The 21,759-nt window shown below is 69.7% G+C and carries 20 protein-coding genes and 1 pseudogene; 11 read left to right on the top strand and 10 right to left on the bottom strand.

The window, feature by feature from the left end; translation table 11 throughout:
- The first annotated feature begins 4 nt into the window (after positions 1-4).
- From ACZ5Z0_RS08710 to dhaM, 5 genes are all read left to right on the top strand, one after another.
- Positions 5-514, top strand: a complete 510-nt coding sequence (locus tag ACZ5Z0_RS08710; RefSeq protein WP_464108058.1) for an amino-acid N-acetyltransferase — start codon at positions 5-7, stop codon at positions 512-514.
- A 144-nt stretch (positions 515-658) separates the two neighbouring features.
- Positions 659-817, top strand: a complete 159-nt coding sequence (locus ACZ5Z0_RS08705; RefSeq protein WP_464108057.1) for a hypothetical protein — start codon at positions 659-661, stop codon at positions 815-817.
- Positions 818-912: 95 nt separating this feature from the next.
- Positions 913-1,914: a dihydroxyacetone kinase subunit DhaK gene (gene dhaK / locus ACZ5Z0_RS08700; RefSeq protein ID WP_464108056.1), complete on the top strand. Its 1,002-nt coding sequence runs from the start codon at positions 913-915 to the stop codon at positions 1,912-1,914.
- Between the two features lie 2 nt (positions 1,915-1,916).
- The gene (gene dhaL / locus ACZ5Z0_RS08695; RefSeq protein ID WP_464108055.1) at positions 1,917-2,543 is read left to right on the top strand and encodes a dihydroxyacetone kinase subunit DhaL; all 627 of its coding nucleotides are present in this window, start codon (positions 1,917-1,919) and stop codon (positions 2,541-2,543) included.
- A complete protein-coding gene (gene dhaM, locus ACZ5Z0_RS08690) occupies positions 2,540-3,214 on the top strand; it encodes a dihydroxyacetone kinase phosphoryl donor subunit DhaM (RefSeq protein ID WP_464108054.1) in 675 nt (224 codons plus the stop codon). The genes dhaL and dhaM overlap by 4 nt, the downstream gene beginning before the upstream one ends.
- A gap of 57 nt (positions 3,215-3,271) precedes the next feature.
- Here dhaM and ACZ5Z0_RS08685 read toward each other — a convergent pair whose 3' ends face one another.
- On the bottom strand, positions 3,272-4,090 hold the full coding sequence (locus ACZ5Z0_RS08685) for an HhH-GPD family protein (protein ID WP_464108053.1): 819 nt from the start codon (positions 4,088-4,090) through the stop codon (positions 3,272-3,274).
- Positions 4,091-4,336: 246 nt separating this feature from the next.
- Here ACZ5Z0_RS08685 and ACZ5Z0_RS08680 point away from each other — a divergent pair, with 246 nt between their 5' ends.
- Positions 4,337-5,026, top strand: coding sequence for a hypothetical protein (locus tag ACZ5Z0_RS08680; protein WP_464108052.1), 690 nt, complete (start codon positions 4,337-4,339; stop codon positions 5,024-5,026).
- A gap of 78 nt (positions 5,027-5,104) precedes the next feature.
- Here ACZ5Z0_RS08680 and disA read toward each other — a convergent pair whose 3' ends face one another.
- Positions 5,105-6,181 (bottom strand): DNA integrity scanning diadenylate cyclase DisA, encoded by a 1,077-nt coding sequence (gene disA / locus ACZ5Z0_RS08675; RefSeq protein WP_138767775.1) that lies wholly within the window; start codon positions 6,179-6,181, stop codon positions 5,105-5,107.
- A gap of 331 nt (positions 6,182-6,512) precedes the next feature.
- Here disA and ACZ5Z0_RS08670 point away from each other — a divergent pair, with 331 nt between their 5' ends.
- Together ACZ5Z0_RS08670 and ACZ5Z0_RS08665 are read left to right on the top strand one after the other, a co-directional pair.
- A complete protein-coding gene (locus ACZ5Z0_RS08670) occupies positions 6,513-8,126 on the top strand; it encodes a peptide chain release factor 3 (RefSeq protein WP_138767774.1) in 1,614 nt (537 codons plus the stop codon).
- A gap of 213 nt (positions 8,127-8,339) precedes the next feature.
- Positions 8,340-9,695: a GAF domain-containing serine/threonine-protein kinase gene (locus ACZ5Z0_RS08665; RefSeq protein WP_464108051.1), complete on the top strand. Its 1,356-nt coding sequence runs from the start codon at positions 8,340-8,342 to the stop codon at positions 9,693-9,695.
- A gap of 12 nt (positions 9,696-9,707) precedes the next feature.
- Here the strand turns inward: ACZ5Z0_RS08665 and ACZ5Z0_RS08660 are convergent, their stop codons facing one another.
- Positions 9,708-10,910 carry a PucR family transcriptional regulator gene (locus ACZ5Z0_RS08660; RefSeq protein ID WP_464108050.1) on the bottom strand — a complete coding sequence of 401 codons (1,203 nt, stop codon included), beginning with the start codon at positions 10,908-10,910 and terminating at the stop codon, positions 9,708-9,710.
- A gap of 99 nt (positions 10,911-11,009) precedes the next feature.
- On the opposite strand from ACZ5Z0_RS08660, the gene ACZ5Z0_RS08655 reads away from it, so the two are divergent.
- Both ACZ5Z0_RS08655 and ACZ5Z0_RS08650 read left to right on the top strand, forming a co-directional pair.
- On the top strand, positions 11,010-12,080 hold the full coding sequence (locus ACZ5Z0_RS08655; RefSeq protein ID WP_464108049.1) for a ferredoxin reductase: 1,071 nt from the start codon (positions 11,010-11,012) through the stop codon (positions 12,078-12,080).
- Between the two features lie 13 nt (positions 12,081-12,093).
- Positions 12,094-13,305, top strand: coding sequence for a fatty acid desaturase family protein (locus ACZ5Z0_RS08650; protein ID WP_464108048.1), 1,212 nt, complete (start codon positions 12,094-12,096; stop codon positions 13,303-13,305).
- A gap of 119 nt (positions 13,306-13,424) precedes the next feature.
- Here ACZ5Z0_RS08650 and ACZ5Z0_RS08645 read toward each other — a convergent pair whose 3' ends face one another.
- From ACZ5Z0_RS08645 to radA, 6 genes and pseudogenes are all read right to left on the bottom strand, one after another.
- Complete coding sequence (locus tag ACZ5Z0_RS08645; RefSeq protein WP_464108047.1) at positions 13,425-14,057, bottom strand: class I SAM-dependent methyltransferase; 633 nt, start codon at positions 14,055-14,057, stop codon at positions 13,425-13,427.
- Positions 14,058-14,068: 11 nt separating this feature from the next.
- Positions 14,069-16,183, bottom strand: a complete 2,115-nt coding sequence (locus ACZ5Z0_RS08640) for a heavy metal translocating P-type ATPase (protein ID WP_464110755.1) — start codon at positions 16,181-16,183, stop codon at positions 14,069-14,071.
- A 125-nt stretch (positions 16,184-16,308) separates the two neighbouring features.
- A complete protein-coding gene (locus ACZ5Z0_RS08635; RefSeq protein WP_464108046.1) occupies positions 16,309-17,181 on the bottom strand; it encodes a multicopper oxidase family protein in 873 nt (290 codons plus the stop codon).
- A gap of 125 nt (positions 17,182-17,306) precedes the next feature.
- Positions 17,307-17,783, bottom strand: a pseudogene (locus tag ACZ5Z0_RS08630) (multicopper oxidase domain-containing protein); the annotation flags it as partial.
- Complete coding sequence (locus ACZ5Z0_RS08625; RefSeq protein WP_464108045.1) at positions 17,783-18,082, bottom strand: SHOCT domain-containing protein; 300 nt, start codon at positions 18,080-18,082, stop codon at positions 17,783-17,785. The gene ACZ5Z0_RS08625 and the pseudogene ACZ5Z0_RS08630, both read right to left, overlap by 1 nt.
- Before the next feature lie 102 nt (positions 18,083-18,184).
- Positions 18,185-19,558 carry a DNA repair protein RadA gene (radA, locus tag ACZ5Z0_RS08620; protein WP_464108044.1) on the bottom strand — a complete coding sequence of 458 codons (1,374 nt, stop codon included), beginning with the start codon at positions 19,556-19,558 and terminating at the stop codon, positions 18,185-18,187.
- 147 nt (positions 19,559-19,705) lie between these two features.
- On the opposite strand from radA, the gene ACZ5Z0_RS08615 reads away from it, so the two are divergent.
- On the top strand, positions 19,706-20,515 hold the full coding sequence (locus tag ACZ5Z0_RS08615) for a glycoside hydrolase family 25 domain-containing protein (protein WP_464108043.1): 810 nt from the start codon (positions 19,706-19,708) through the stop codon (positions 20,513-20,515).
- A gap of 91 nt (positions 20,516-20,606) precedes the next feature.
- Here ACZ5Z0_RS08615 and ACZ5Z0_RS08610 read toward each other — a convergent pair whose 3' ends face one another.
- Positions 20,607-21,734 carry an FUSC family protein gene (locus tag ACZ5Z0_RS08610; protein WP_464108042.1) on the bottom strand — a complete coding sequence of 376 codons (1,128 nt, stop codon included), beginning with the start codon at positions 21,732-21,734 and terminating at the stop codon, positions 20,607-20,609.
- Positions 21,735-21,759 lie beyond the last annotated feature (25 nt).

The raw sequence follows: 21,759 nt of genomic DNA, 5'->3' as shown, positions 1-21,759 counted from the left end.
GGCTGTGACTGAGACGATCCGCATCCGCCCTGCCCGCACCGGCGATGTCGCCGCTATCAAGACCCTCGTGGCACCCCTGGCCGAACAGCGGATCCTCATGGCCAAGGAAACCGTGGCGTACTACGAAAGCCTCCAGGAGTTCCGGATCGCCGAAACGGCCGACGGCGAGGTGATCGGCTGCGGTGCGCTGCATGTGATGTGGGAGGACCTGGCCGAGGTGCGCACGCTGGCCACCTCGGACGCCTGGCGCGGCAAGGGTGTGGGCCACCTGCTGGTGGAGCGCCTGCTGGACGATGCGAGGGCGCTGGGCATCGCCCGCGTGTTCTGCCTGACCTTCGAGGTGGAGTTCTTCAAGAAGCACGGTTTTGACGTGATGGCGGACCAGACGGCGGTGGACCCGGTGGTGTATTCGGAGCTCCTGCGCTCGCACGACGAGGGCGTTGCCGAATTCCTGGACCTCGCGCGGGTCAAGCCGAACACCCTGGGCAACACCCGGATGATCCGGACTCTGTAGGCCGCCTCTCCTGCCCGGGTCCGGGGTCTTCCGCTAAATCAACTTGGTGGATAAACTGATCCCGGCCCGATGGGGCGGGCCGCCAGCTTCCGGAGGCAGAAATTGCAGAATCGCGTGATTTTTCCAGATTTCTCCGCATTCCAAATGACAGTCGACGCCTTGCCGCTGCCGCCGGACCCGTCCGGCGGGGAAGGCGTGTCCGGCGGAGCCAGTGGCGGCTCCGCGCACCGGCCGCGACGCCAGGACGCGCTCGGCGCCGACGCCTGGCCCGGCTTCACGCCCGAGGCGGCACCCCGGCCCTGAGCTCCGGTTGCGGTTGAATCCGGAGCCTACCGCTGGCCGGGCCCCGGTAGTAGGGTCTAAGCAAGCAGCCAGGACACCATCCAGGGAGCGCAGCCATGAAGAAACTCATCAATGATCCCAAAGCCGTGGTCGACGAGTCAGTGGAAGGGTTCGGGCTGGCCCATGCCGACCTGGTGACTGTCCACCCGGATCCGAAATTCATTGTCCGCAAGGACGCGCCGGTGGCGGGCAAGGTCGGCCTCGTCTCCGGCGGCGGCAGCGGCCACGAACCCCTGCACGGCGGTTACGTAGGGATGGGCATGCTCGACGCCGCGGTGCCCGGCGCGGTGTTCACCTCGCCCACCCCGGACCAGATCCTGCCGGCCACCCTCGCGGTGAACTCCGGCGCCGGCGTCGTGCATATCGTGAAGAACTACACCGGCGACGTGCTGAACTTCGAAACCGCCGCCGAGCTGGCGCAGGCCGAGGGGGTGGAGGTGCGCACGGTGCTGGTCAACGATGACGTCGCCGTGCAGGACTCGCTCTATACGGCGGGCCGCCGCGGTGTGGGCGGCACCGTCCTGGTCGAGAAGATCGCCGGCGCCGCAGCCGAGCGCGGGGACGGCCTCGACGCCGTCGCGGCCATCGGCGACCGTGTCAACCAGAACGTGCGCAGCATGGGCGTCGCCCTGAGCGCGTGCACCGTCCCGCACGCCGGAGTGCCCAGCTTTGAGCTCGAGGAAAACGAAATCGAGATCGGCATCGGCATCCACGGGGAGCCCGGGCGGCACAAGATCCCGATGGAGCCCGCGGACGGCATCACGGACCGCCTCCTCGACCCGGTGGTCAGCGACCTCGGCCTCGCCTCGGGAGACAAGGTCCTGTTGTTCGTCAACGGCATGGGGGGCACCCCGGCGAGCGAGCTGTACATCGTCTACCGCAGGGCCGCGCAGCGACTCGCGGACCAGGGCGTCACCGTGGCGCGCTCGCTGGTGGGCAACTACATCACCTCGCTTGAGATGCAGGGCTGCTCCATCACCGTCCTGCGCCTCGACGATGAAATGACCGGGCTCTGGGACGCGCCCGTCCACACGGCGGCCCTTCGCTGGGGCGTCTGAACATGGGGCTTGACGTCAACTGGGCGGTGCGCTGGCTGACCCTGTCCGCGGAGGCCATGGCGGAACACAGGGTCGAACTCATCGAGCTGGACCGGCCCATCGGGGACTCCGACCACGGCGAGAACATGGACCGAGGCTTCAAGGCCGTGATGGACAAGCTCGCCGAAACCCCGCCGGAAACGGCGGGTGCGGCGCTGAAGCTGACCGCCATGACGCTGATGTCGAAGGTCGGCGGCGCCGCCGGGCCGCTGTACGGTACGGCCTTCCTGCGCGCAGCCACCGCGCTCGGGGACGCCGCCGACATCGACGCCGCCACCCTGGCCGCCGCCCTGCAGGCGGCCCGTGACGGCATCGTGGCCCGCGGGAAGGCCGAGTCCGGAGACAAGACGATGGTGGATGCCTGGACCCCCGCCGTCGACGCGTCCGCCGCCGCCGCCGCCGAGGGCGACGTGCACAAGGTGCTGGCCGCCGCGGCCGAGGCGGCCGAAGCCGGGGCCGTATCCACCGACCCGATGCTGGCCCGCAAGGGCCGCGCCAGCTACCTGGGGGAGCGCAGCATCGGCCACCGCGACCCCGGGGCGGTATCCAGTGCCCTGATCCTGCGCGCCGCGTCGGGAGCCGCCGGATGACCGTCCGGCTCGTCGTCGTTTCCCACAGCGAAAAGATCGCCGACGGCGCCGTCGAACTTGCCGCGCAAATGGCGCCGGACGTCCTGATCATCGCCGCGGGCGGCACCGACGACGGCCGGATCGGAACCAGCCTTGAGAAGGTCATGGCCGCGCTGGAACAGGCGGCGGGGGGAGACGGCATCGTGGTGCTGACCGACCTTGGATCCGCCGTTATGACAGCCGCATCGGCGGTGGAATTCGCCGCCGAGCCGGAGTCCATCCACCTCGCCGACGCCCCGCTCATCGAAGGGCTCGTCGCCGCCGCGGTCTCGGCCCAGGCGGGGGCCGACGCCGAGACGGTGAAAGAGGCGGCCGAAGCCGTCTACCGGCCGCCGGCGCACCCGCACGGTACCGCGCACGAGCACCAGCAGCCGCCGGACGCCCAGGGCGACTTCGAACTGGTCAACCAGGCCGGGATGCACGCCCGGCCGGCTGCGAAAATCGCCGGCGGCGTGGCCGGGATGGACGCCGATGTCACGGTCAACGGGGTGGACGGCGCGTCCATGACCGAGCTGATGATGCTCGGCGCCGCCAAGGGGACGGTGCTGCACGTCGAGGCCAGCGGCCCTGACGCCGGCAAGGCCGTGGACTACCTGGGCGGCCTGATCCGGGCCGGCTTCGGGGAGCCCTGACCCCGCCCGGAAGGCCCCGCCCGGAAGACCCAGCCCGGAACGCTCAGGCCGGAAGGCTCAGCCCGGAAGCCGCAGGCCGCCGGCGTGCAGCTCGGCCAGGCCGTCGCTGAGCAGCCCGGAGACGGCGCGTTCCAGTTGCTCCGGCGCGGAGCTCAGCCGGTGCAGCGCTGCGAGCGGAACGCCGATCCCGCCGGTTTCGAAACCCAGGTCCACCGGCGCGCGCTCCAGCAGTTCGCGGGGCACCGGCGACTCGGCCACACGCAGGACGGCGAGCACGGCGCCGCGCACCTGCCGGTCCGTCCCGTGCCAGGCCTGCCCCTTGGGTGTGTAGGTGGGCGGAGGTTCGCCGGCGGCGAGCCACGCGCAGGCGCCGCGCACGGGGCACTCACCGCATTTGGGGGCCCGGGCGGTGCAGACCAGCGCCCCCAGTTCCATCACGGCGGCGTTCCAGCGCACGGAGGCTGCGCCGTCGTCGGGCAGCAGTTGTGCGGCGAGCCGCATTTCGCCCGCCGTCAGGGCCGGGGCCGGCAGCGCGGCGCCGGTGACGAGCCGGGCGTGGACCCGGCGGATGTTGGTGTCCACCACCGTCTCCCTCTTGCCGAAGGCAAACGCTGCGACGGCAGCCGCCGTGTAGCTGCCGACGCCGGGGAGCTCGAGCAGCTCCGTGTAGCCGCCCGGGACCTGGCCACCGTGGTTGTCCACGATCGCGACGGCGGCCGCGTGCAACCGCAGGGCCCGCCGAGGATACCCCAGCCGGCCCCAGGACCGGACCGCCTCGCCGGCGGCCTCGCGGGCCAGATCGGCCGGGGCGCGCCAGCGCCGGAGCCATTCCTCCCAGACCGGCAGCACCCGGACCACGGGGGTCTGCTGAAGCATGATTTCGCTGACCAGCACACCCCAGGCGGAGCAGTCCTGCGCGCGCCACGGAAGATCCCGGGCCGTTTCGTCGAACCAGCCGTCGAGGGCAGCGTGCAGTTGGGTGAGCGGAACCGCCGGGGCGGCCGGGAGGGCGGGGGAATCGGCTAGGGCTTTGATCGATCCAGCTTAATAGAGATGCGGACCATAGTCCGGCCAGCGGCGTGGTTTGCCGGCATAACCCGCCGCGTTCTCTAGCCTAGAAGGATGGTCAGGCAAGGCAACTCAGGTACGCACGGTTCGGGACCGAAGGCGTCCGCCAGGGCAAAGACCAGCGGAAACCCGTCCCGGAAGCCGGTCAGTCCCGTGTACCGCCGCCGCCGGCTCTTCGTCGGGGCCATTCTGCTGCTGGTGCTGTCCCTCAGCGTCGGCGGTTTCGTCGCGATCTCCACCGCCCTCAACGGTGCGGACCCGGCGGCCACGGCCAGCGAATCCCCCCAGCAGGAAAAGCCCGGGAGTACCCCGGCTCCCAGCACACAGGAATCCGCCGCGGCCACGCCCAGCCCGAGCTCGGGCTGCGACCAGAAGCTCGTCACCGTCGCCGCGGCCACGGACAAGGCAGCCTACGCGGCGGGGGAGAATCCGCTGCTGACCCTGAAGGTCACCAACGGCAACAGCGTCCCGTGCGAGGTTAACATCGGCACGTCGCAGATGGAGTATCTGGTCACCAGCGGGTCGGACCGGATCTTCTCCTCCAAGGACTGCCAGGCGGAGAGCAGCGACCTGGTCAAGACGATTGCCCCGGGCAAGAGCGAGACGGCAAACTTCCCGTGGGCCCGCAACCGTACGGTGGAGGGCTGCGCTGCCGTCGCGGTCCAACCTGCCGGAGGAACCTACGTGTTCACCGCCCGGCTCGGCAACAAGACCAGCCCGAAAGCCGTCTTCCAGCTCGGCTGAGCTCCAGCGATTGCCCCGTAGCGGCCGTTTCGCGGGCCCAAAAGGGACGTTACGGAGCAGCCGACGGGAATCAGGGGCCTAGAGGAACCGGTCCAGCAGGCTCGCCTCGGCCATACGGCTCAGGCCCTCGCGGACGGTCCGGGCACGCTGGTCGCCGATGCCGTCCACGGTCATAAGGTCGTCGATGGTGGCGGCCATCAGGAACTGCAGCCCGCCAAAGTGGTCCACCAGGCGGTCGGCGACGGCCTTGGGCACCGCCTTCAGTCCGGACAGCAGGCGGTAGCCGCGCGGCTGCACGACGGCGTCGAGGTTCGCCTCGCCGCCGGCGAAGCCGACGATCCCGGCGATCTTGCCGAGGTCGATGAGCTCGGTGGGCCCCAGGTTCACGAGCGCCTTGACGGCCTTCTCGATGTCTTCGGCCGAGGCGTGCGGGCCCGAGTAGTCCCGGATGATCACGTCGCTGCCCGGCCCGCGGCCCACCGTCAGCTCGTCCAGCTGGAGCGAGAGCAGCCGGCCGTCCTCGCCGAGTTCCAGCACGTACTGGGAAATCTCCTCGGAGATGCGCCGCACCATTTCCTGGCGCTGCAGGGTCACGGCGACGTCGCGGACCGTCACCATGGCCTCGATTTCCAGGGCGGACAGTGAGCTGGTCACCTGGTCCAGGCGTGAACGGTAGCGCTCCAGGGTTGCCAGGGCCTGGTTGGCGCGGGCCAGGACCTTCTCGGAGCCTTCCAGGACGTGGCGCAGGCCGTTGACGTAAAGCGCGATGATCTGCATCGACTGGCTCACCGAGATGACCGGGACGCCGGTCTGGATGGCAACACGCTCCGCGGTCCGGTGCCGGGTGCCGGATTCCTGGGTTTCGATGCTGGAGTCCGGGACCAGCTGGACCGCCGCGCGCAGGATGTTGCTCGCGTCCTTGTCGCAGACGATCGCCCCGTCCATTTTGGCCAGTTCGCGCAGCCGGGTGGGGGAGAAGTCGATACCGATTTCGAAACCGCCGGAACAGATGGATTCGATGGTCCGGTCGATGCCCAGCACGATCAGGGCGCCGGTGCGCCCGCGGAGGATGCGTTCCAGCCCGTCCCGCAGGGCCGTCCCCGGTGCCACCCTGGCCAGAGTCGCCTTGAGTGCATCTTCGGGGCTCCGAGCCATAGGTTTTCCCTTCAAAGGTGCAGGCCGCTGCCCGCAAGTACGCCGTTTTTACCGGTTTTCAACCGTTTGCCGGCAAGAACAAAAATGCCCGGTTTCCCGTAAGCACCATCATAGGGGTACCGGAGGGCTGTTTCCGCACGGTCAAGCCTCAAAGTGGCCCATTCCGGCACGGACCGAGGTGCCCCGCGGATGGCCGTGGACTCCTCCGTGGAAACCGCACTTTTCCCTCTCGGCCCGGGGTCCGGCGCTGCCTGCGATAAACTTGGAGCCTTGGGTGTACCGCGGGCTCTCCGCGCCGTGACCCGTCCACAGCCGCAGCGAAAGTAGCACCGTGTCTCAAGAAGTCCACAGCCCCGCCCGAGTCCAGGAGATTCACAAGCAGGCAGCCCGGCGCCGGACCTTCGCAGTCATTTCGCACCCCGACGCCGGTAAGTCCACGCTGACCGAGGCGCTCGCCCTGCACGCGAAGGTGATCGGCACCGCCGGTGCATCCAGCGGCAAAGCCAACCGCAAGGAAACCGTCTCCGACTGGATGCAGATGGAGAAGGACCGCGGCATCTCCATCAGCTCCGCGGCGCTGCAGTTCGCCTACCGCGACACCGTCATCAACCTTCTGGACACCCCCGGCCACGCGGACTTCTCCGAGGACACCTACCGGGTGCTCGCCGCCGTCGACTGCGCCGTGATGCTCGTGGACGCCGCCAAGGGCCTGGAAACCCAGACCATGAAGCTTTTCGAGGTCTGCAAGCAGCGCAACCTGCCGATCATCACCGTGATCAACAAGTGGGACCGGCCGGGCCTGGATGCCCTGGCCCTGATGGATGAGATCACCGAACGCACGGGCCTGCAGCCGATGCCGCTGACCTGGGCGGTGGGGATCTCCGGTGACTTCCGCGGCGTGTGGGACCTGCGCAACGACCGTTTCGCCCGGTTCCAGCGCAACAACGCCGGCGCCAACATCGCCCTGACCGAGTACTTCACCCCCGAGCAGGCTGCCGCCAGCCAGGGCGGGGACTGGTCCAACGCCGTCGACGAGGCCGGCCTCGTGATCGAATCCAACCTCGCGTTCGACGTCGACGCCTTCCACGCCGGCAAGGCGACGCCGATCCTGTTCAGTTCCGCCGCGCTGAACTTCGGCGTCAAGGAAATCCTCGACGCCCTGGTGGACTTCGCGCCGCCCGCTGCCCCCAGGCCCGACGTCGACGGCGACCCGCGGCCGGTCGACGCGCCGTTCGCCGGGTTCGTCTTCAAGGTCCAGGCCGGCATGAACAAGGCCCACCGCGACCACGTCGCATTCATCCGGGTCTGCTCCGGCATCTTCGAACGCGGCATGGTGGTCACGCAGGGCCGGACCGGGAAGTCGTTCGCCACCAAGTACGCCCAGCAGGTCTTCGGCCGCGAACGCGAGGTGATCGACGAAGCCTTCCCGGGCGACGTCGTTGGCCTCGTGAACGCCTCCTCCCTGCGCGTGGGGGACAGCCTGTTCCTGGAGCAGCCCGTGGAGTTCCCCGCCATCCCGCTGTTCGCCCCGGAGCACTTCCAGGTGGCGCGCTCGAAGGACCCCAGCCGCTTCAAGCAGTTCCGCCGCGGCATCGAACAGCTCGAACACGAGGGTGTGATCCAGGTGCTCCGCTCCGACATCCGCGGCGACCAGGCCCCGGTGCTGGCAGCTGTTGGCCCGATGCAGTTCGAGGTGGTCGAGGACCGGATGGCGCACGACTTCAGTGCCCCGATGCGGCTGGAGCGTCTGCCTTACTCTCTCGCCCGGATCACGACGGCGGACGCCATGCCCGCGCTGGCCAACGTGCCGGGCGCCGAGGTGCTGCTCCGCTCCGATGGAGAATACCTGGCGCTGTTCAACGACGTCTGGGCCCTGCGCCGGATCGAGAAGAACCACCCGGACCTGACGCTCCTGCCGATCGGCACGCACAACCCCGCAAAGTAGCCTCCGGACCGCGGTCCGGAGCACCGACGGGCGGCCCGCCGGGGCGCCCGAAATAACCCGCCGCAGGGTCTTCCTGAATCCGCTTTTCGCGGTATCATAAGTAACCTTGCTAATAGCGCGGGCGCTGGCCGACTGGCCGGCTTTAGGACTGATCCGCCCGATTTCCCCGTGCGGACCCGTATCGAGGGAACAAGAACCCCGTTGACAATAACTATGGAATCCGGCTTTCTGCTGAGCGGACGGTACCGGATCGAAGCCCTCATTGGCAGGGGAAGCCAATCGACCGTCTACCGCGCGCACGATGAGCTGCTGCAGCGCGAGGTGGCGGTCAAGCTCTTCCGCAACGACGCGGACGATCTCCAACGCACACGCCGGCAGGGGCAGGAAGTCCGGATTCTCGCAGGGATGAGCCACCACGCCCTGGTCACCCTGTTCGACGCCGGCGCCGACCTGAGCGATCCGGACTCCCGACTGACCTACCTGGTGATGGAACTCGTGCCCGGTCACGACCTGCGCCAGCGGACCCTCCAGGGCCCGCTTTCCGCCGCGCACATGGCCCACATCGGCTATGACCTGGCGGACGGGCTGTCGTACATCCACCACCACGGGATCGTCCACCGGGACATCAAGCCGGCGAACATCCTGCTGGTCAACTACAGCAGCGACGACCGCCGGCCCCGGGCCAAACTGACCGACTTCGGCGTTGCGGCCATCCTCGGGCAAAACCGCATGGACGACGACGGCGGCACCTCCGGGACCCCCGCCTACCTGAGCCCCGAGCAGGCCGCCGGCGACCCGGCCGGGCCGGCCAGCGACATCTACTCGCTGGGACTCGTGCTGCTCGAAGGACTCACCGGGAAGATGGCCTACCCCGGCGCGCCGATCCAGTCCGCCGTCGCCCGGCTGCTGCAGGATCCCCAGATTCCGGAGGAGCTCGCCCCCATGTGGGTGGCGCTGCTGTCCTCCATGCTGTCCCGGGACCCGGCCGCCCGGCCGCCCGCCCGGGAGGTCTCCCTCGCCCTGCGCCAGGAAGTCATCAACGGCGCCGGCCGCCACCGGCAGCTCGAGGCAACGACGAACGACGAGGACGGCCGGATGCGCGCCGTCGAGCGGTACCAGATCCTTGATACCCCCGAGGACGGTTCCTTCGACCGGATCGCAGCGCTTGCAGCCCGGGTGTTTTCGGTACCGGTGGCGATCGTGAGCGTCGTGGACCACGATCGGATCTGGTTCAAGGCCCACCACGGCACCGATGTCACCCAGATCGGCCGGGATCCCGGGCTGTGCGCCTCGGCGATCCTGCAGGACGGCCCCTGGGTCGTCGAGGATGCCGTGACGGACCCGCGGACCCTGTCCAACCCGCTCGTGGCCGGGGAGTTCGGGCTGCAGTTCTATGCGGGGGTCCCGCTGCGCACCCCAGACGGCTTCAACCTCGGCACGTTCTGCATCCTGGACCGGGAGCCGCGGGAGTTCTCCGCAGAGGACACCCGTACGCTCGAGGACCTCGCCGCGATTGTCATGAACGACCTGGAGATGCGGCTGCAGAGCCGCGGGGCCATGGCCAGCTAGCGCCGGCGCTGTCTAACGCTTACCAGCGTGGAGCGCGAGTTCCAGCTCAAACCGTGCCACCGGGTCCTCCAGCGCGTCACCGAACAGCTCGCGCAGCTGGGCCGCCCGGTAGCCCACGGTCTGCGGATGGATGCCCAGCTCGGCCGCCACGGGTCCGCGCTGGCCCCAGTGGCGCAGCCAGGAGAGCAGCGTCTCGGCGAGCCGCTCGCGCTGCGCCGGGCGGAGTCCCTCCAGCGGAGCGAGCCGGCGGGTGGCCAGTTCAGTGATCGCGGAAGGCTCGGCGCCCAGGATTACCGCCGCCAGATGTTCGTCCGCCCAGATGGGCGGGTCATCGGGGCCGTCCCGGTGCGGCAGGACGGACGCTGCCAGCACGGCCAGCCGCAGGGATTCGGGAACCTTCTCCCAGCCACCGGCCGGCCCCACGGAGGCGCCGCGGCCCCGGAGCGCCGCCTCAAGGTCGCTCCGCGCGGACTTGGACTTGCGCGCAGGAACCAGCGCCACGGCGTCGGTCTCGCGTTCGATCACCAGCGTTCCCGGCCCCAGCCGCAGCCGCAGCCCGGCGGCCCGGTCCACCGGCAGCGTCACCACCACCATGCGCACGGGCAGCGACCAGTCCGCCATGGCCGCCGTCTGGCGCAGGGCCGCCTCGTCCGCCTGACCCAGCAGCAGCAGGTCCAGCAATTCGGTGCGCCGCCGGTCCACCGCTCCCGCGCGTTCGGACTGCTCGAAGGCGTAGGCTTCGGCGCTGACCGCGGAAAGTTCGTCGATGTAGGCCAGGATCGACTCGCCCAGATCCACCACCACGTTCTGGCCCAGATGGTGTTCCACCGAGACTTTCGACATCTCGCGGAACGTCACGCGGGCACCCATCCGGTAGGCGCTCAGCAGCGCATCCATGCTCCTGCCCTGCCGGAACTCGCCGCTGCCCAGTCCCGCCACTAGCTGCCGGCTTTCCTCGGAAAGCGCCGGCAACGTGGTGCCGGGCAACTGCAGGAAGCGGTCCAGCGCCGTGGCCACGCCGCGCCGCAGGCCTCGCCCGAAGCGGCCCTCGATCGGCCGGGCATAGGCGGGAACCAGTTGCGGCACGGCCTCGATGATGGCCTCCACGATGCCGGGCATCCTGGGCCGGAGCATGTCGGAGACCTCCTTCGGCAAGGCAAGCCACGGCGGGTCGTAGGCGGGGTAGCCGGGGTGCCCGGCGGGCGAAGCATCCATAACGGTTTCCAAAAAAGTTGTTGTGTGGAGATAGTTTCTTCAGGTAGATCGTATGCCTTGGGTGAAGAATTATGACGCAAGCTGACATAGGCTTGGTAGATGATCCGGCTCCGTAAGCTGGCGCGCGCCGCATCTCTACTGACCACCCCCCTAGCTCCAGAAGATATTCTGTCGCTGTTCAATCCCGTGTTTTCCGCCCGCCAGTTGCGCGGCGTGGTCACCCGGGTGGTTCCAGAAACGGCCGATTCCGCCACCATTTTCTTCCGTCCCGGCCGAGGCTGGCAAGCGCACCGAGCAGGCCAGTGGGCCCGCATCGGCGTCGAACTCAACGGCGTGCGCCACTGGCGCTCCTATTCGCTCAGCGCACCCGCCGGCGAGGACCCCGCCATCACCGTCACGGACATGGGTGCCGTTTCCGGAGCCCTGGTCCGCACCACGAAGCCCGGCGACGTCCTTTTCCTAGCGCCGCCCCAGGGCGACTTCGTCCTGCCGGAGCATCCGCGTCCGCTGCTGATGCTCACTGCCGGCAGCGGCATCACTCCGGTGATGTCGATGATCCGGACGCTGGTCCCGCGCCGCCCCGACGCCGACGTCGTCTTGGTCCACACGGCCCGCACGGCGGCCGACGCCATTTTCCGCGAGGAACTGGCCGAACTGGCTGATCAATTCCCCAATTTCAAGGTCATCCACTGGTTCAGCGGTGAACACGGACGGCTGGACTTTGGCACGGCGGCAACCCTCGACCGGCTGTGCCCCGACTGGCGCGGACGCGCCGCCTACGCCTGCGGCCCCGAAGGGTTCCTCGACGACACCGAGGCCCTCTGGGAGGCAGAAGCCGCCGGCACCGAACCCTCCGAAGCCAGTCTCACCATCGAACGCTTCAGTACCAAACTCGCCGGCGGGGAAGGGCGCGACGGCGGACTGGTCACCTTCGAGGCCTCCGACCGCGAAGTCGAGGCCGACGGTGACACCCCGCTGCTCGACGTCGGCGAGGACGCCGGCGTGCTGATGCCCAGCGGCTGCCGGATGGGCATCTGCCACAGCTGCCTTATCCCCCTCCGGGCCGGACAGGTCCGTGACCTGCGCACGGACGAAGTCCATGGCGAGCCCGGCCAACTAATCCAGACGTGTGTTTCGGCAGCCGCCGGACCCGTTAACCTCGACCTCTGAGGAGAACCACCGCATGACGATTGTTTCCGACAAGCCCGACGTTTCCGAGGACGCTCCCCAGGGCGCCAGAGCCGGCGCTGGCGCCGCCAAGGCTCCCGCCGCCGTAAAGAAGCGGCCCGGGGCGCTCGCCGAGACCGGCAGCCCGCTGCTGCGGCCGCCCGCCGCCGCGCACCTCTCCGACGAGCAGGTCGCAGAGCTAGGCCGCGAGCTGGACGCCATCAAGGACGACATCCTCGCCAAGCGCGGTTCCTCCGACGCCGCCTACATCCGCCGCATGATCAAGATCCAGCGCGCCCTGGAGATCTCCGGCCGCGCCGCGCTGCTGGTCAGCAAGAACAAGGCCGCCTGGGTCACCGGCACCACGCTGCTGAGCTTCGCCAAGATCCTGGAAAACATGGAGCTGGGACACAACATCCTGCACGGCCAGTGGGACTGGATGCGCGACCCGGACATCCACTCCACCACCTGGGAGTGGGACTTCGTCACCCCGGCGCGTTCCTGGCAGCACACCCACAACGACCTGCACCACCGCTGGACCAACGTCGTCGGCAAGGACAACGACATCGGGTACAACCTGCTGCGGATGGACCCGCAGCAGGAGTGGAAGCCCTTCAACCTGGGCAACCCGCTCTACAACGCGTTGCTGGCCCCGGTCTTCGAGTGGGGCATCGCGATCTACGACCTCGAGCTCGTGGACTACCGCGAGGGCCGGAAGTCCAAGGAAGCACTCACCAAGGACCTCAAGGCGCTCGGACGCAAGGCGCTGAAGCAGTTCACCAAGGATTACGCCGCCACGCCCGCCGTCGCCATGCTCACCGGCTCCGGCAAGCAGGCCCTCTACGGCACACTGACCGCGAACGCGGTCCGCAACGTGTGGGCCCATGCGGTGATCTTCTGCGGGCACTTCCCCGACGGGACGGACACCTTCACCGAGGAAATGGTCGACGGCGAGACCCGCGGCGACTGGTACGTGCGCCAGATGATCGGCTCGGCCAACATCTCCGGCTCCAAGTTCATGCACCTCATGACCGGCAACCTCTCGCACCAGATCGAACACCACCTCTTCCCGGACCTGCCGTCCAACCGCTACGCCGAGGTGGCGCCCAAGGTGCAGGAGATCTGCAGGCGCTACGGACTGCCGTACACCACCGGCCCGATCTGGAAGCAGGTCGGCTCCACCTGGGCCAAGATCTTCAAGCTCGCCCTGCCGCCCAAAAAGGCCTAAGCACCCGAGCCTGCCGGAAAGGACGCCTGCCATCGCGGCGGGCGTCCTTTCTTTGTCCTGCGTTCTTTGTTCCGGGCTCCAGCCCGGTTTCCCCGGGCCGGGCGGCCGCCCTGGCGGCCCTAGGCCTTGACGGCCACCCCAAGGACGTGGGCCACCGGCGGGTTGCCGGGCAGGGCCGCGAAGCCGAAGCGGTCCAGAGACTGAACCGCCAGGCCCGCCCGGACAATCAGCGCGGCGGTGTCCCGGTTCGGGTGGCAGCCGCCTGCCAGCCGGCTCCAGAGCGGGGTGAGCAGGTCCTCCGCCGCCGCCAGCAACCGGTGCGCGGAGCGGACATGCTCGTAGAACAGCAGTTGGCCCCCCGGCTTGAGGACCCGGAGGGCCTCGGCCAGGACGTCTGCCGGCTCGGCCACGCTGCACAGCACCAGGCTGGAGACGACGACGTCCACCGAGGCATCCGCGGCCGGCAGCGACTCCGCGACCCCGTTGAGCACCGTGACCGGGACCGGCGCCGTGGCCGCGGCGTCCCGCGCCAGGGCACGCAGCGTGGGGTCCGGTTCGAGCGCCAGCACCTGTGAAACCGTGGGCGGGTAGAACGGGAAGGTCGCACCGTAGCCTGCCCCGATTTCGACGACGGTACCGTGCGCCGCCTCCACCAAACGGCGGCGGTGGGCCGCCGCACCGCGGGCGTCCATCCGCGGACCGACGCGGGCGTAGGAGCGGCCGAAGGAAGGGGTGTTTGAGCGGGCGTCCATGGGCGTCACGTTCAGCGGACCTGGGCCGGGTTGAGCTTCAGGCGCCGCAGCAGCTGGGCGTTCAGCGCCACCACAATCGTCGAAGCTGACATCAGCACGGCACCGGCAGCGGGGGAGAGGATGATCCCGGCGAAGGCCAGGACCCCGGCGGCCAGCGGCACGGCGACGAGGTTGTAGCCAGTGGCCCAGACCAGGTTCTGCCACATCTTCCGGTAGCTGGCCCGGGAAAGGTCCACCATGGAGAGCACTGCGCGGGGGTCGTTGCCGGCCAGGACCACGCCGGCGGACTCGACGGCCACATCCGTCCCGCCGCCGATGGCGATCCCCACCTCGGCACGGGCCAGCGCGGGGGAGTCGTTGACGCCGTCGCCCACCATGGCCACCTTCAGGCCGCGCGCCTGCAGCGCGGCCACCTTCTTGTCCTTGTCCGCCGGCAGTACCTCGGCGAAGACCTCGTCAATGTCGAGTTCCGCCGCGACGGCCCGGGCCACCTGCCGCGCGTCGCCCGTGATCATGGCGACCTTGATGCCGCGGTGCTGCAGCGCCGCGACGGCCTGGCGGGATTCCGGGCGCACCGCATCCTCCAGGCTGACCGCACCCAGCACGCGGCCTCCCTCGATCAGGTGCAGCACGGCGGCGCCGCGCTCGATCCAGCCGGTGGTGGCGGCGGCGAGCTCCGGGGGTTCCGCGGCGCCGAGTTCCCGCAGCTGGGCCGGTCCGCCCACGTGCAGCTGCCTGCTGCCGATGCTGGCGCGGACGCCGCGGCCGGTCAGCGAGGTGAAGTCCGTTGCGGTCGGAACGTCCAGACCGCGCTCGCGGGCGGCGCTGACAATCGCGCGGGCCACGGGGTGCTCGCTGTCCGACTCCACCGCGGCGGCCAAGGCCAGGACCTCGTCCTGGTCGGCGCCCTCCGCGGCGGCCACGGCCCAAACCTCGGGGGTTCCCTTGGTGAGGGTTCCGGTCTTGTCGAAGAGCACGACGTCGACGGTGCGCATCCGTTCCAGTGCCATCCGGTCCTTGATCAGTACCCCCGCCCGCGCGGCCCGCTCGGTGGATATGGCAATCACCAGCGGGATGGCGAGGCCCAGGGCGTGCGGGCAGGCGATGACAAGCACCGTAACGGTGCGTTCGACGGCGTCGGCCACGCTTCCCAGCAGGGTCCAGGCGATAAAGGTCAGGATGCCGGCCCCGGCGGCAAAGTAGAACAGGAAGGCCGCCGCCCTGTCCGCGAGGGCCTGGGCCCGCGAGGAGGAGGCCTGGGCCTCGGCCACGAGGCGCTGGATTCCGGCCAGGGCGGTGTCCTCACCGATCGCTGAGACCCGCACGCGGACGCTGTTGTCCGTCGCGATGGTCCCGGCGACCACCGGATCGCCGGGGGAGCGAAGGACCGTTTTGGATTCACCGGTGATCATCGACTCGTCGAACTCCGCCTGGCCCTCGGTGACAGTGCCGTCCGCTGGCATCCGGCCACCCGGGCGGACCAGGATCGCGTCGCCGATGGCGAGATCTGCGACGCTCACCGTTTCAGTCCCGCCGTCAGTGATGCGCTCCGCTTCATCGGGCAGCAGCGCCGCCAAGGCGTCCAGCGCGCCCTGCGCCGAACCGAGGGCCCGCATCTCGATCCAGTGCCCCAGCAGCATGATCGCCACCAGGAGCGCCAGTTCCCACCAGAAATCCAGGTCAAACCCGCCGATTCCCAGGCTGGTCGCCCAGGATGCGAGAAAAGCGACCGTGATGGCCATGGCGATCAGGAGCATCATTCCCGGCGTGCGCGCCTTCAGCTCGGAGAGTCCGCCCTTGAGGAAGGGCTGGCCGCCGTAGAGGAACACCACCGTGCCAAGGACCGGCGGAATCCAAGCGGAGCCGGGGAACTCGGGCGGCTGGTAGCCGAGCAGAGCGCCGAACATCGGGCTGAACAGCACCACTGGGACCGCCAGCGCGAGCGTCAGCCAGAACCTGTTCTTGAACATCGCGACGCTGTGCCCGGCGTGCTGGCCGTGGCTGTGCACCAGGTGCTCATCGTCACGGGCGGGTTGCCGGCCGGGTAGCCGGCCGGGGTGGTGCGTGTGTCCGGTGGCGCCGCCGGCCTGCAATTGCTCCGTGCGGCCACTGTGCTGGTGTTCCATGATTCCTGCTTCCTGCAAAGTCTCCTTGGCGTCCGGTTTCACCTACAACATACCCCCGGGGGGTATGCTTGGCAAGTGTTTAGGCGCGGCCGGGGAGGGGTGCCGCGCCGCGCGGCAGAGCGGCGTCAACGCACCTCGATCACGCCCATCATGCCGAGGTCCTCATGGTCCAGGATGTGGCAGTGGTAGACCGAGCGGCCGGAAAAATCCCGGAACGCGATCCGCACAGTGGCCCGCCCGTTGGCTGGCACATTGACCACATCCCGCAGGCCGGCGGGTTCCGCGGGCCGGCCGTTTTCCGCGATCAGCTGCATCGGCCACACGTGCAGGTGGAACGGGTGGTCCATCGGGCTCCGGTTGACCAGGGTCCACTCCTCGACGGTCCCGGCGGCCACGGCGGTGTCCGTCCTGCTCGCGTCGAATGTCCGCCCGTTGATGCTGAAGCCCATCGGGCCCATCCCCGGACCCATCCCCATGGGGGTGGCGAGGACCAATTGCCGGCGGGCGGCCACGACGGCGGAGCCGAGTTCCGGCGGTGCCGGCCCGGCGGGAACGGCGGCGGCTGGGGACGCGGGGTCGCCGGCGACCAGCAGAGTCGCCAAGGCGGTGCCGGCTGGATCCGATGGTGCGCCCTCCGGCTGTCCGGGACCCATGCCGCGGCCGGCCATCCCGGCCATGTTTCCCCGGTTGTAGGGCAGTGCCCGCAGCACGGATTCCCCGGCGGCGGCCGTGACGAGCAGTTCCGCCCGGTTCCCCGGCGCCAGCAGCACCTCGTGCACGTCCGACGGCGACTGGAACCTCCCGGAGTCCATTCCCAGCAGCTGCAACTTTTGCCCGTCCAGCCGCAACCGCAGGTACCGCGCCACGCAGCAGTTGACGATCCGCCAGCGCTCCCGTTCCCCGGGACGCGCCGCCAGGCGGGGGTTGGCCTGTCCGTTGACCAGCACGAGGGTGCCCTCCCGTCCGGCCATCCGCTCCGGCTCGGTGGCCTCTGCCACGTTCCCCCGGCGTCGAGGCTGGTATCGGAGACCAACAGGATGCGTTCAGCGCTCGCCGGAACGGGCTCTGGGTCCTCGACGATGATGGCGCCGAAAAGCCCGGCGAAGATCTGGTCCGCCACCCTTCCGTGATGGTGCGGGTGGTACCAGTACAGGCCCGGCGGGTGCCCGGCCGGGAGCTGGTATTCGTAGTCGAAGCTGCTGCCCGGTTCCACGGTCACGAAAGGGTTGTCTCCGTTGCCCTCGGGCGACACGTGGAGCCCGTGCAGGTGCAGGTTGCTGGGTTCGGCGAGCTTGTTCACGAGCCGGAGCCTGAGCACGTCGCCTGCCCGGAGCCGCAGGGTGGGTCCCGGGGTGCCGCCGTTGTAGCCCAAAGCACCGGCCAGCCGCCCGGCCAGCGGCAGCCGTCCCGGGGCCGCCTCAAGGGTCGCGGCGAGGACGCCGCCCGAGCTGCGGAGCGCCCCGGGCTGGGCCAGGTCCTGCCCGGTGACCGGCGCCGGCCCGGAGTTGAGGGAAAGCCACAGTCCGGTACCGCCGGCAATGGTCCCGGCGGCTCCGAGTCCGCCCAGCAGCAGGGCGTTCCGGCGGCTGATCGGCGGCACTACGTGCCCTCGCCGAGTTCCCTCACATGTTCGCGGTACTGCTCCGCGGTCAGCTCGCCCCGCGCGAAGCGCTCGTCGAGGATCAGCCGGGCCTGGCTTCGGCCCCCCGGGGTTCCGGGGCTCCGGCCGGGCACCGGGGGTGTGCCGTAGGGCCCGGGCTGTCCGTGCCCGGGCAGGCCGCCGCGGCCGGGGCCGCCGAAGACCCGGATCGCGAGCAGAACAAGCACTGCGATTCCGACCAGGAGCAGCATGCCCCAGAGCCACATCCACCCGAGGTTCTGCCCGTACCCCCACATCATGACCGGTCCCTTCGCCGCTGGAAGCTCCTGTTCCAATCGTGCGCCCGCGCGAAGCGGAGCGCTAGGGTCCTAAGTCGCCTCCGGGACGTGCGGCGCCGGGCGTCAGCTGATCAGCAGGCCCAGGGCCTCGGCCAGGTGGCTGACCTCCCGGACCGAGAAGCCGGCCGGGACCGGGCCGGGGCCGTTGGGACTGGCGGGGACCACCGCATGGGTGAACCCCAGGCGGTGGGCCTCCTGGATACGCTGGTTGATCCCGGGCACCGGCCGGACCTCGCCGGCCAGCCCCACTTCACCGAAGGCGATGAGCCGCTGCGGAAGCGGTTTCTTGGCCTTTGCGGAGGCGACGGCCAGGGCCACGGCAAGATCCGTGGCCGGCTCGCTGAGCTTCACCCCGCCCACGGTCGCCACGTAGGAGTCGTCCTTGTGCAGCAGGCAGCCGGCACGCTGCTGAAGGACGGCCAGCAGCATCGCCACCCGTGAGCTGTCGAGCCCGCTGGTGGCCCGCCGCGGCTGCGCATTGGCGCTCTCGGCCAGCAGGGACTGGACTTCGGCCAGCAGCGGGCGGCGCCCCTCCAGGGTCACCGTGATGCAGGTGCCGGAGACCGGATCCTTGGTCCGGGAAACAAACAGGCCGCTCGGGTCGGCCAGGCCCACAATGCCGTCCTCGTTCAGGTCGAAGCAGCCGACGTCGTCGGTGGGACCGTAGCGGTTCTTCACGGCGCGCAGCAGCCGCAACCGGGAGTGCCGCTCGCCCTCGAACTGGCAGACCACGTCCACCAGATGCTCGAGCAGCCGGGGGCCGGCAATCGAGCCGTCCTTGGTCACGTGCCCCACCAGCAGGGTGGTCATGTTGCGGCGCTTGGCCGCGGCAATCAGGGAGGCCGCGACTTCGCGGACCTGGGAAACGCCGCCGGCGCTGCCTTCGACGTCGGCGCTGCTCAGGGTCTGAACCGAATCCACCACCAGCAGCCTCGGCTCGAGCTTTTCCACCTGGCCCAGCGCCTGGCCGAGGTCCGTCTCGGCCGACAGGTACAGCGAGTCGGCAACGGCGTCGATCCGGTCCGCGCGCAGCTTCACCTGCGCGGCCGACTCCTCGCCGGTGACGTAGAGGACGTCCTGGGCAGTGCGGGCAAACTTGGCCGCGACGTCAAGCAGCAACGTGGACTTGCCCACGCCCGGCTCGCCCGCCAGCAGGATCACCGCGCCGGGGACCAGGCCGCCGCCCAGCACCCGGTCCAGCTCGTCCACCCCGGTGGGGAGGAACGCGGCCGTTGTGGCGTCGACGTCGGCGATCCGGCGCGCGGGTTCCAGGACGGTGGCCGCCGCCGTCGTCCGCGCCACAGCGGCGCCGGTCTCTTCCACGGTGCCCCACGCCTGGCATTCGCCGCAGCGGCCGACCCACTTGGCCGTGGTCCAGCCGCATTCCGCGCACTTATAGCCCGGTGCCTTGGTGGCTCGGGTTGTCTTTGTTGCCATTGCTCAACCCTAACCGGGGGCGCCGACATCCGGCCCGGAGCCCCGCTTCGGGCGGGCGGCGTCCGTTGCGGGAGGGCCTTGACGGTGCACGCCTCTACCGCCCATGCTGGGTTCCTGCCGTGCCAAGGCACTAACGGAAGGCCGACCATGTCTACTCGTAACCCAGCTGTTTCCCGGTGGCATTTCCGGGTGGTCCTGGCGGCCGCCGCAGCAGCGGTCCTGGCGTTTGCCGCGCTGCCCGCCGAGGCAGCCACGGCACCCGGTCCCGGCAACGACGTCTCGTGGCCCCAGTGTGGCAAGGCATTGCCGAAAGGCCAGACCTTCGGCATCGTCGGCGTCAACAACGGGCTGGCCAACACCACGAACCCTTGCCTTGGCACGCAGCTGACCTGGGCCGGCACCTCGAAGGGCGGAACCGGCCAGCCGCTGGTGGCCCTGTACGTCAACACAGCGAATCCCGGGGCAGCCGGGTCGTGGTGGCCCAGCAGCAACAGCTACGGCGGGACCACCGTGGCCAACCCGTACGGGGAGTGCACCGGGCACTCCTACGGAGCCGCCTGCTCGTACATGTACGGTTACGCGAAGGCCTATGACGACGCCACCATCCGGGGCCTCCGCAACCCGGCGTCGTACATGTGGTGGCTTGATGTCGAGACCGGCAACAGCTGGTCCCAGGAAACCTTGGCGAACCGTGCGGACCTGGAGGGCATGGCCGCGTACTTCGCCAGCATCGGAGCCCGCACGGGGCTCTACTCCAGCCGAAGCCAGTGGGACCAGATTGTCGGCACGGTGCCGTCCGCCAGCAACCTCTACACACTGCCGAGCTGGCTCGCCGGGGCCCGGACCCTTGCCCTGGCAAAACGCGGCTGCGCCGACCCCGCGCTGACGGGCGGCGGCAAGGTCAGCCTCACCCAGTACGTTTCCGGCGGGTTCGATTACGACCACTCCTGCATCTAGCACTTCCGGACACCAGCCCAGCCGGGCACCGACGCGGCCGGGGAGTCCGCTCCGCCGGGGAGTCCGCCCCGCGGGGAAGCCCGCCCCGGCCTTACAGGGCGGGCAGGATGTCGCGGGCCTCGTCCGGATCCATGCCGGCGGCCTCGAGAAGGTCCACCATCAGCGGGCGGAAGAGCATCACGACAGTTTCGCCCTCAAGCCGTTGCACGTCCAGCAGCCGGGGGTGCAGCCGGCCGGCCGTCTCGCTCAGCTCCACCCGGGCCGTGCGCAGGTGGGCGCGCCGCGCGCCGTCCTGCACCTCCGCCAGGCCCAGCCCCAGTTCGTCGATCGCGGCCGCGGTTTCCTGCAGGACCTCCGCGATGTTCTCGGTCGCCTCGTCCGAGAGGGCGGCATGGTTGATCGCGCTGGTGAGCCGGCGCGCGAACACGCGGCTGTTGCGCAGCGCGAGGTCAATGAAGTCCACCGACTGCGCCAGTCGGTCCAGCTCCTCCCGGTGCCGCCGGTAGGCGGGGGCCAGTGCTGCGACCTCACCGGAGGCGCGGAGCGTCTGGCGCATCGCGTCGACCAGGGGCTGGCAGTTGCGGCCGCGGATCAGCGCGTGCCAGGCCTGGGTGGAGTCGCTGTGGGTCAGGGCAGAGGCGCATTCGCGAAGCACCTCCGCCAGTTCATGCAGCAGTTTCTTGACGTCGTTGCGGGGTTCGCGCCGCGGATCCTTGGGAATTAGGAAGGTCACCAGCAGGGCGAAGACACCACCGACCACCGCGTCGATGCTCCGGGTGAACGGTCCTCCCGCGGGCGCCGGCAGCAGCACCACCAGCAGGGACTGCAGGCCCAGCTGCGTGGTGAAAATAGTTCCGCTGTCCAGGAACCGGGCCAGCAGAATCGAGAAAAGGAGCACGACGGCGGCCTGCCAGATCCCCGCGCCCAGCCAGTGCAGCAGCAGATCGCCCACCACAATGCCGATGGTGCAGCCCAGGCCTACTTCCACCACCCTTCGCAGCCGCGGGTCGCGGGAGAAGCCCAGGGCGATCAGGGAGGAGGTGGCGGCGAACAGCGGCCCCGTATGGCCCAGGACGTACTCGGCGAAGGCGTAGGCCCCGACGGCGCAGGCCGTCATTTGGATCGCCGGCAGGAGCGACTTGCGGCTCCGGACAAAGCCGGTGCGGACCCTCCCGCGCAGGAATCGTGCGCTTGCGGTGAGTCCAGTAGCGGGGGCCATGCCTACCAGTCTATTTGCCTTCCGC

The organism is Arthrobacter sp. T2-23 (assembly GCF_055398325.1).
The sequence above is the reverse complement of the archived record's forward strand: the minus strand, read 5'-3'. Positions and strand labels throughout refer to the sequence as shown.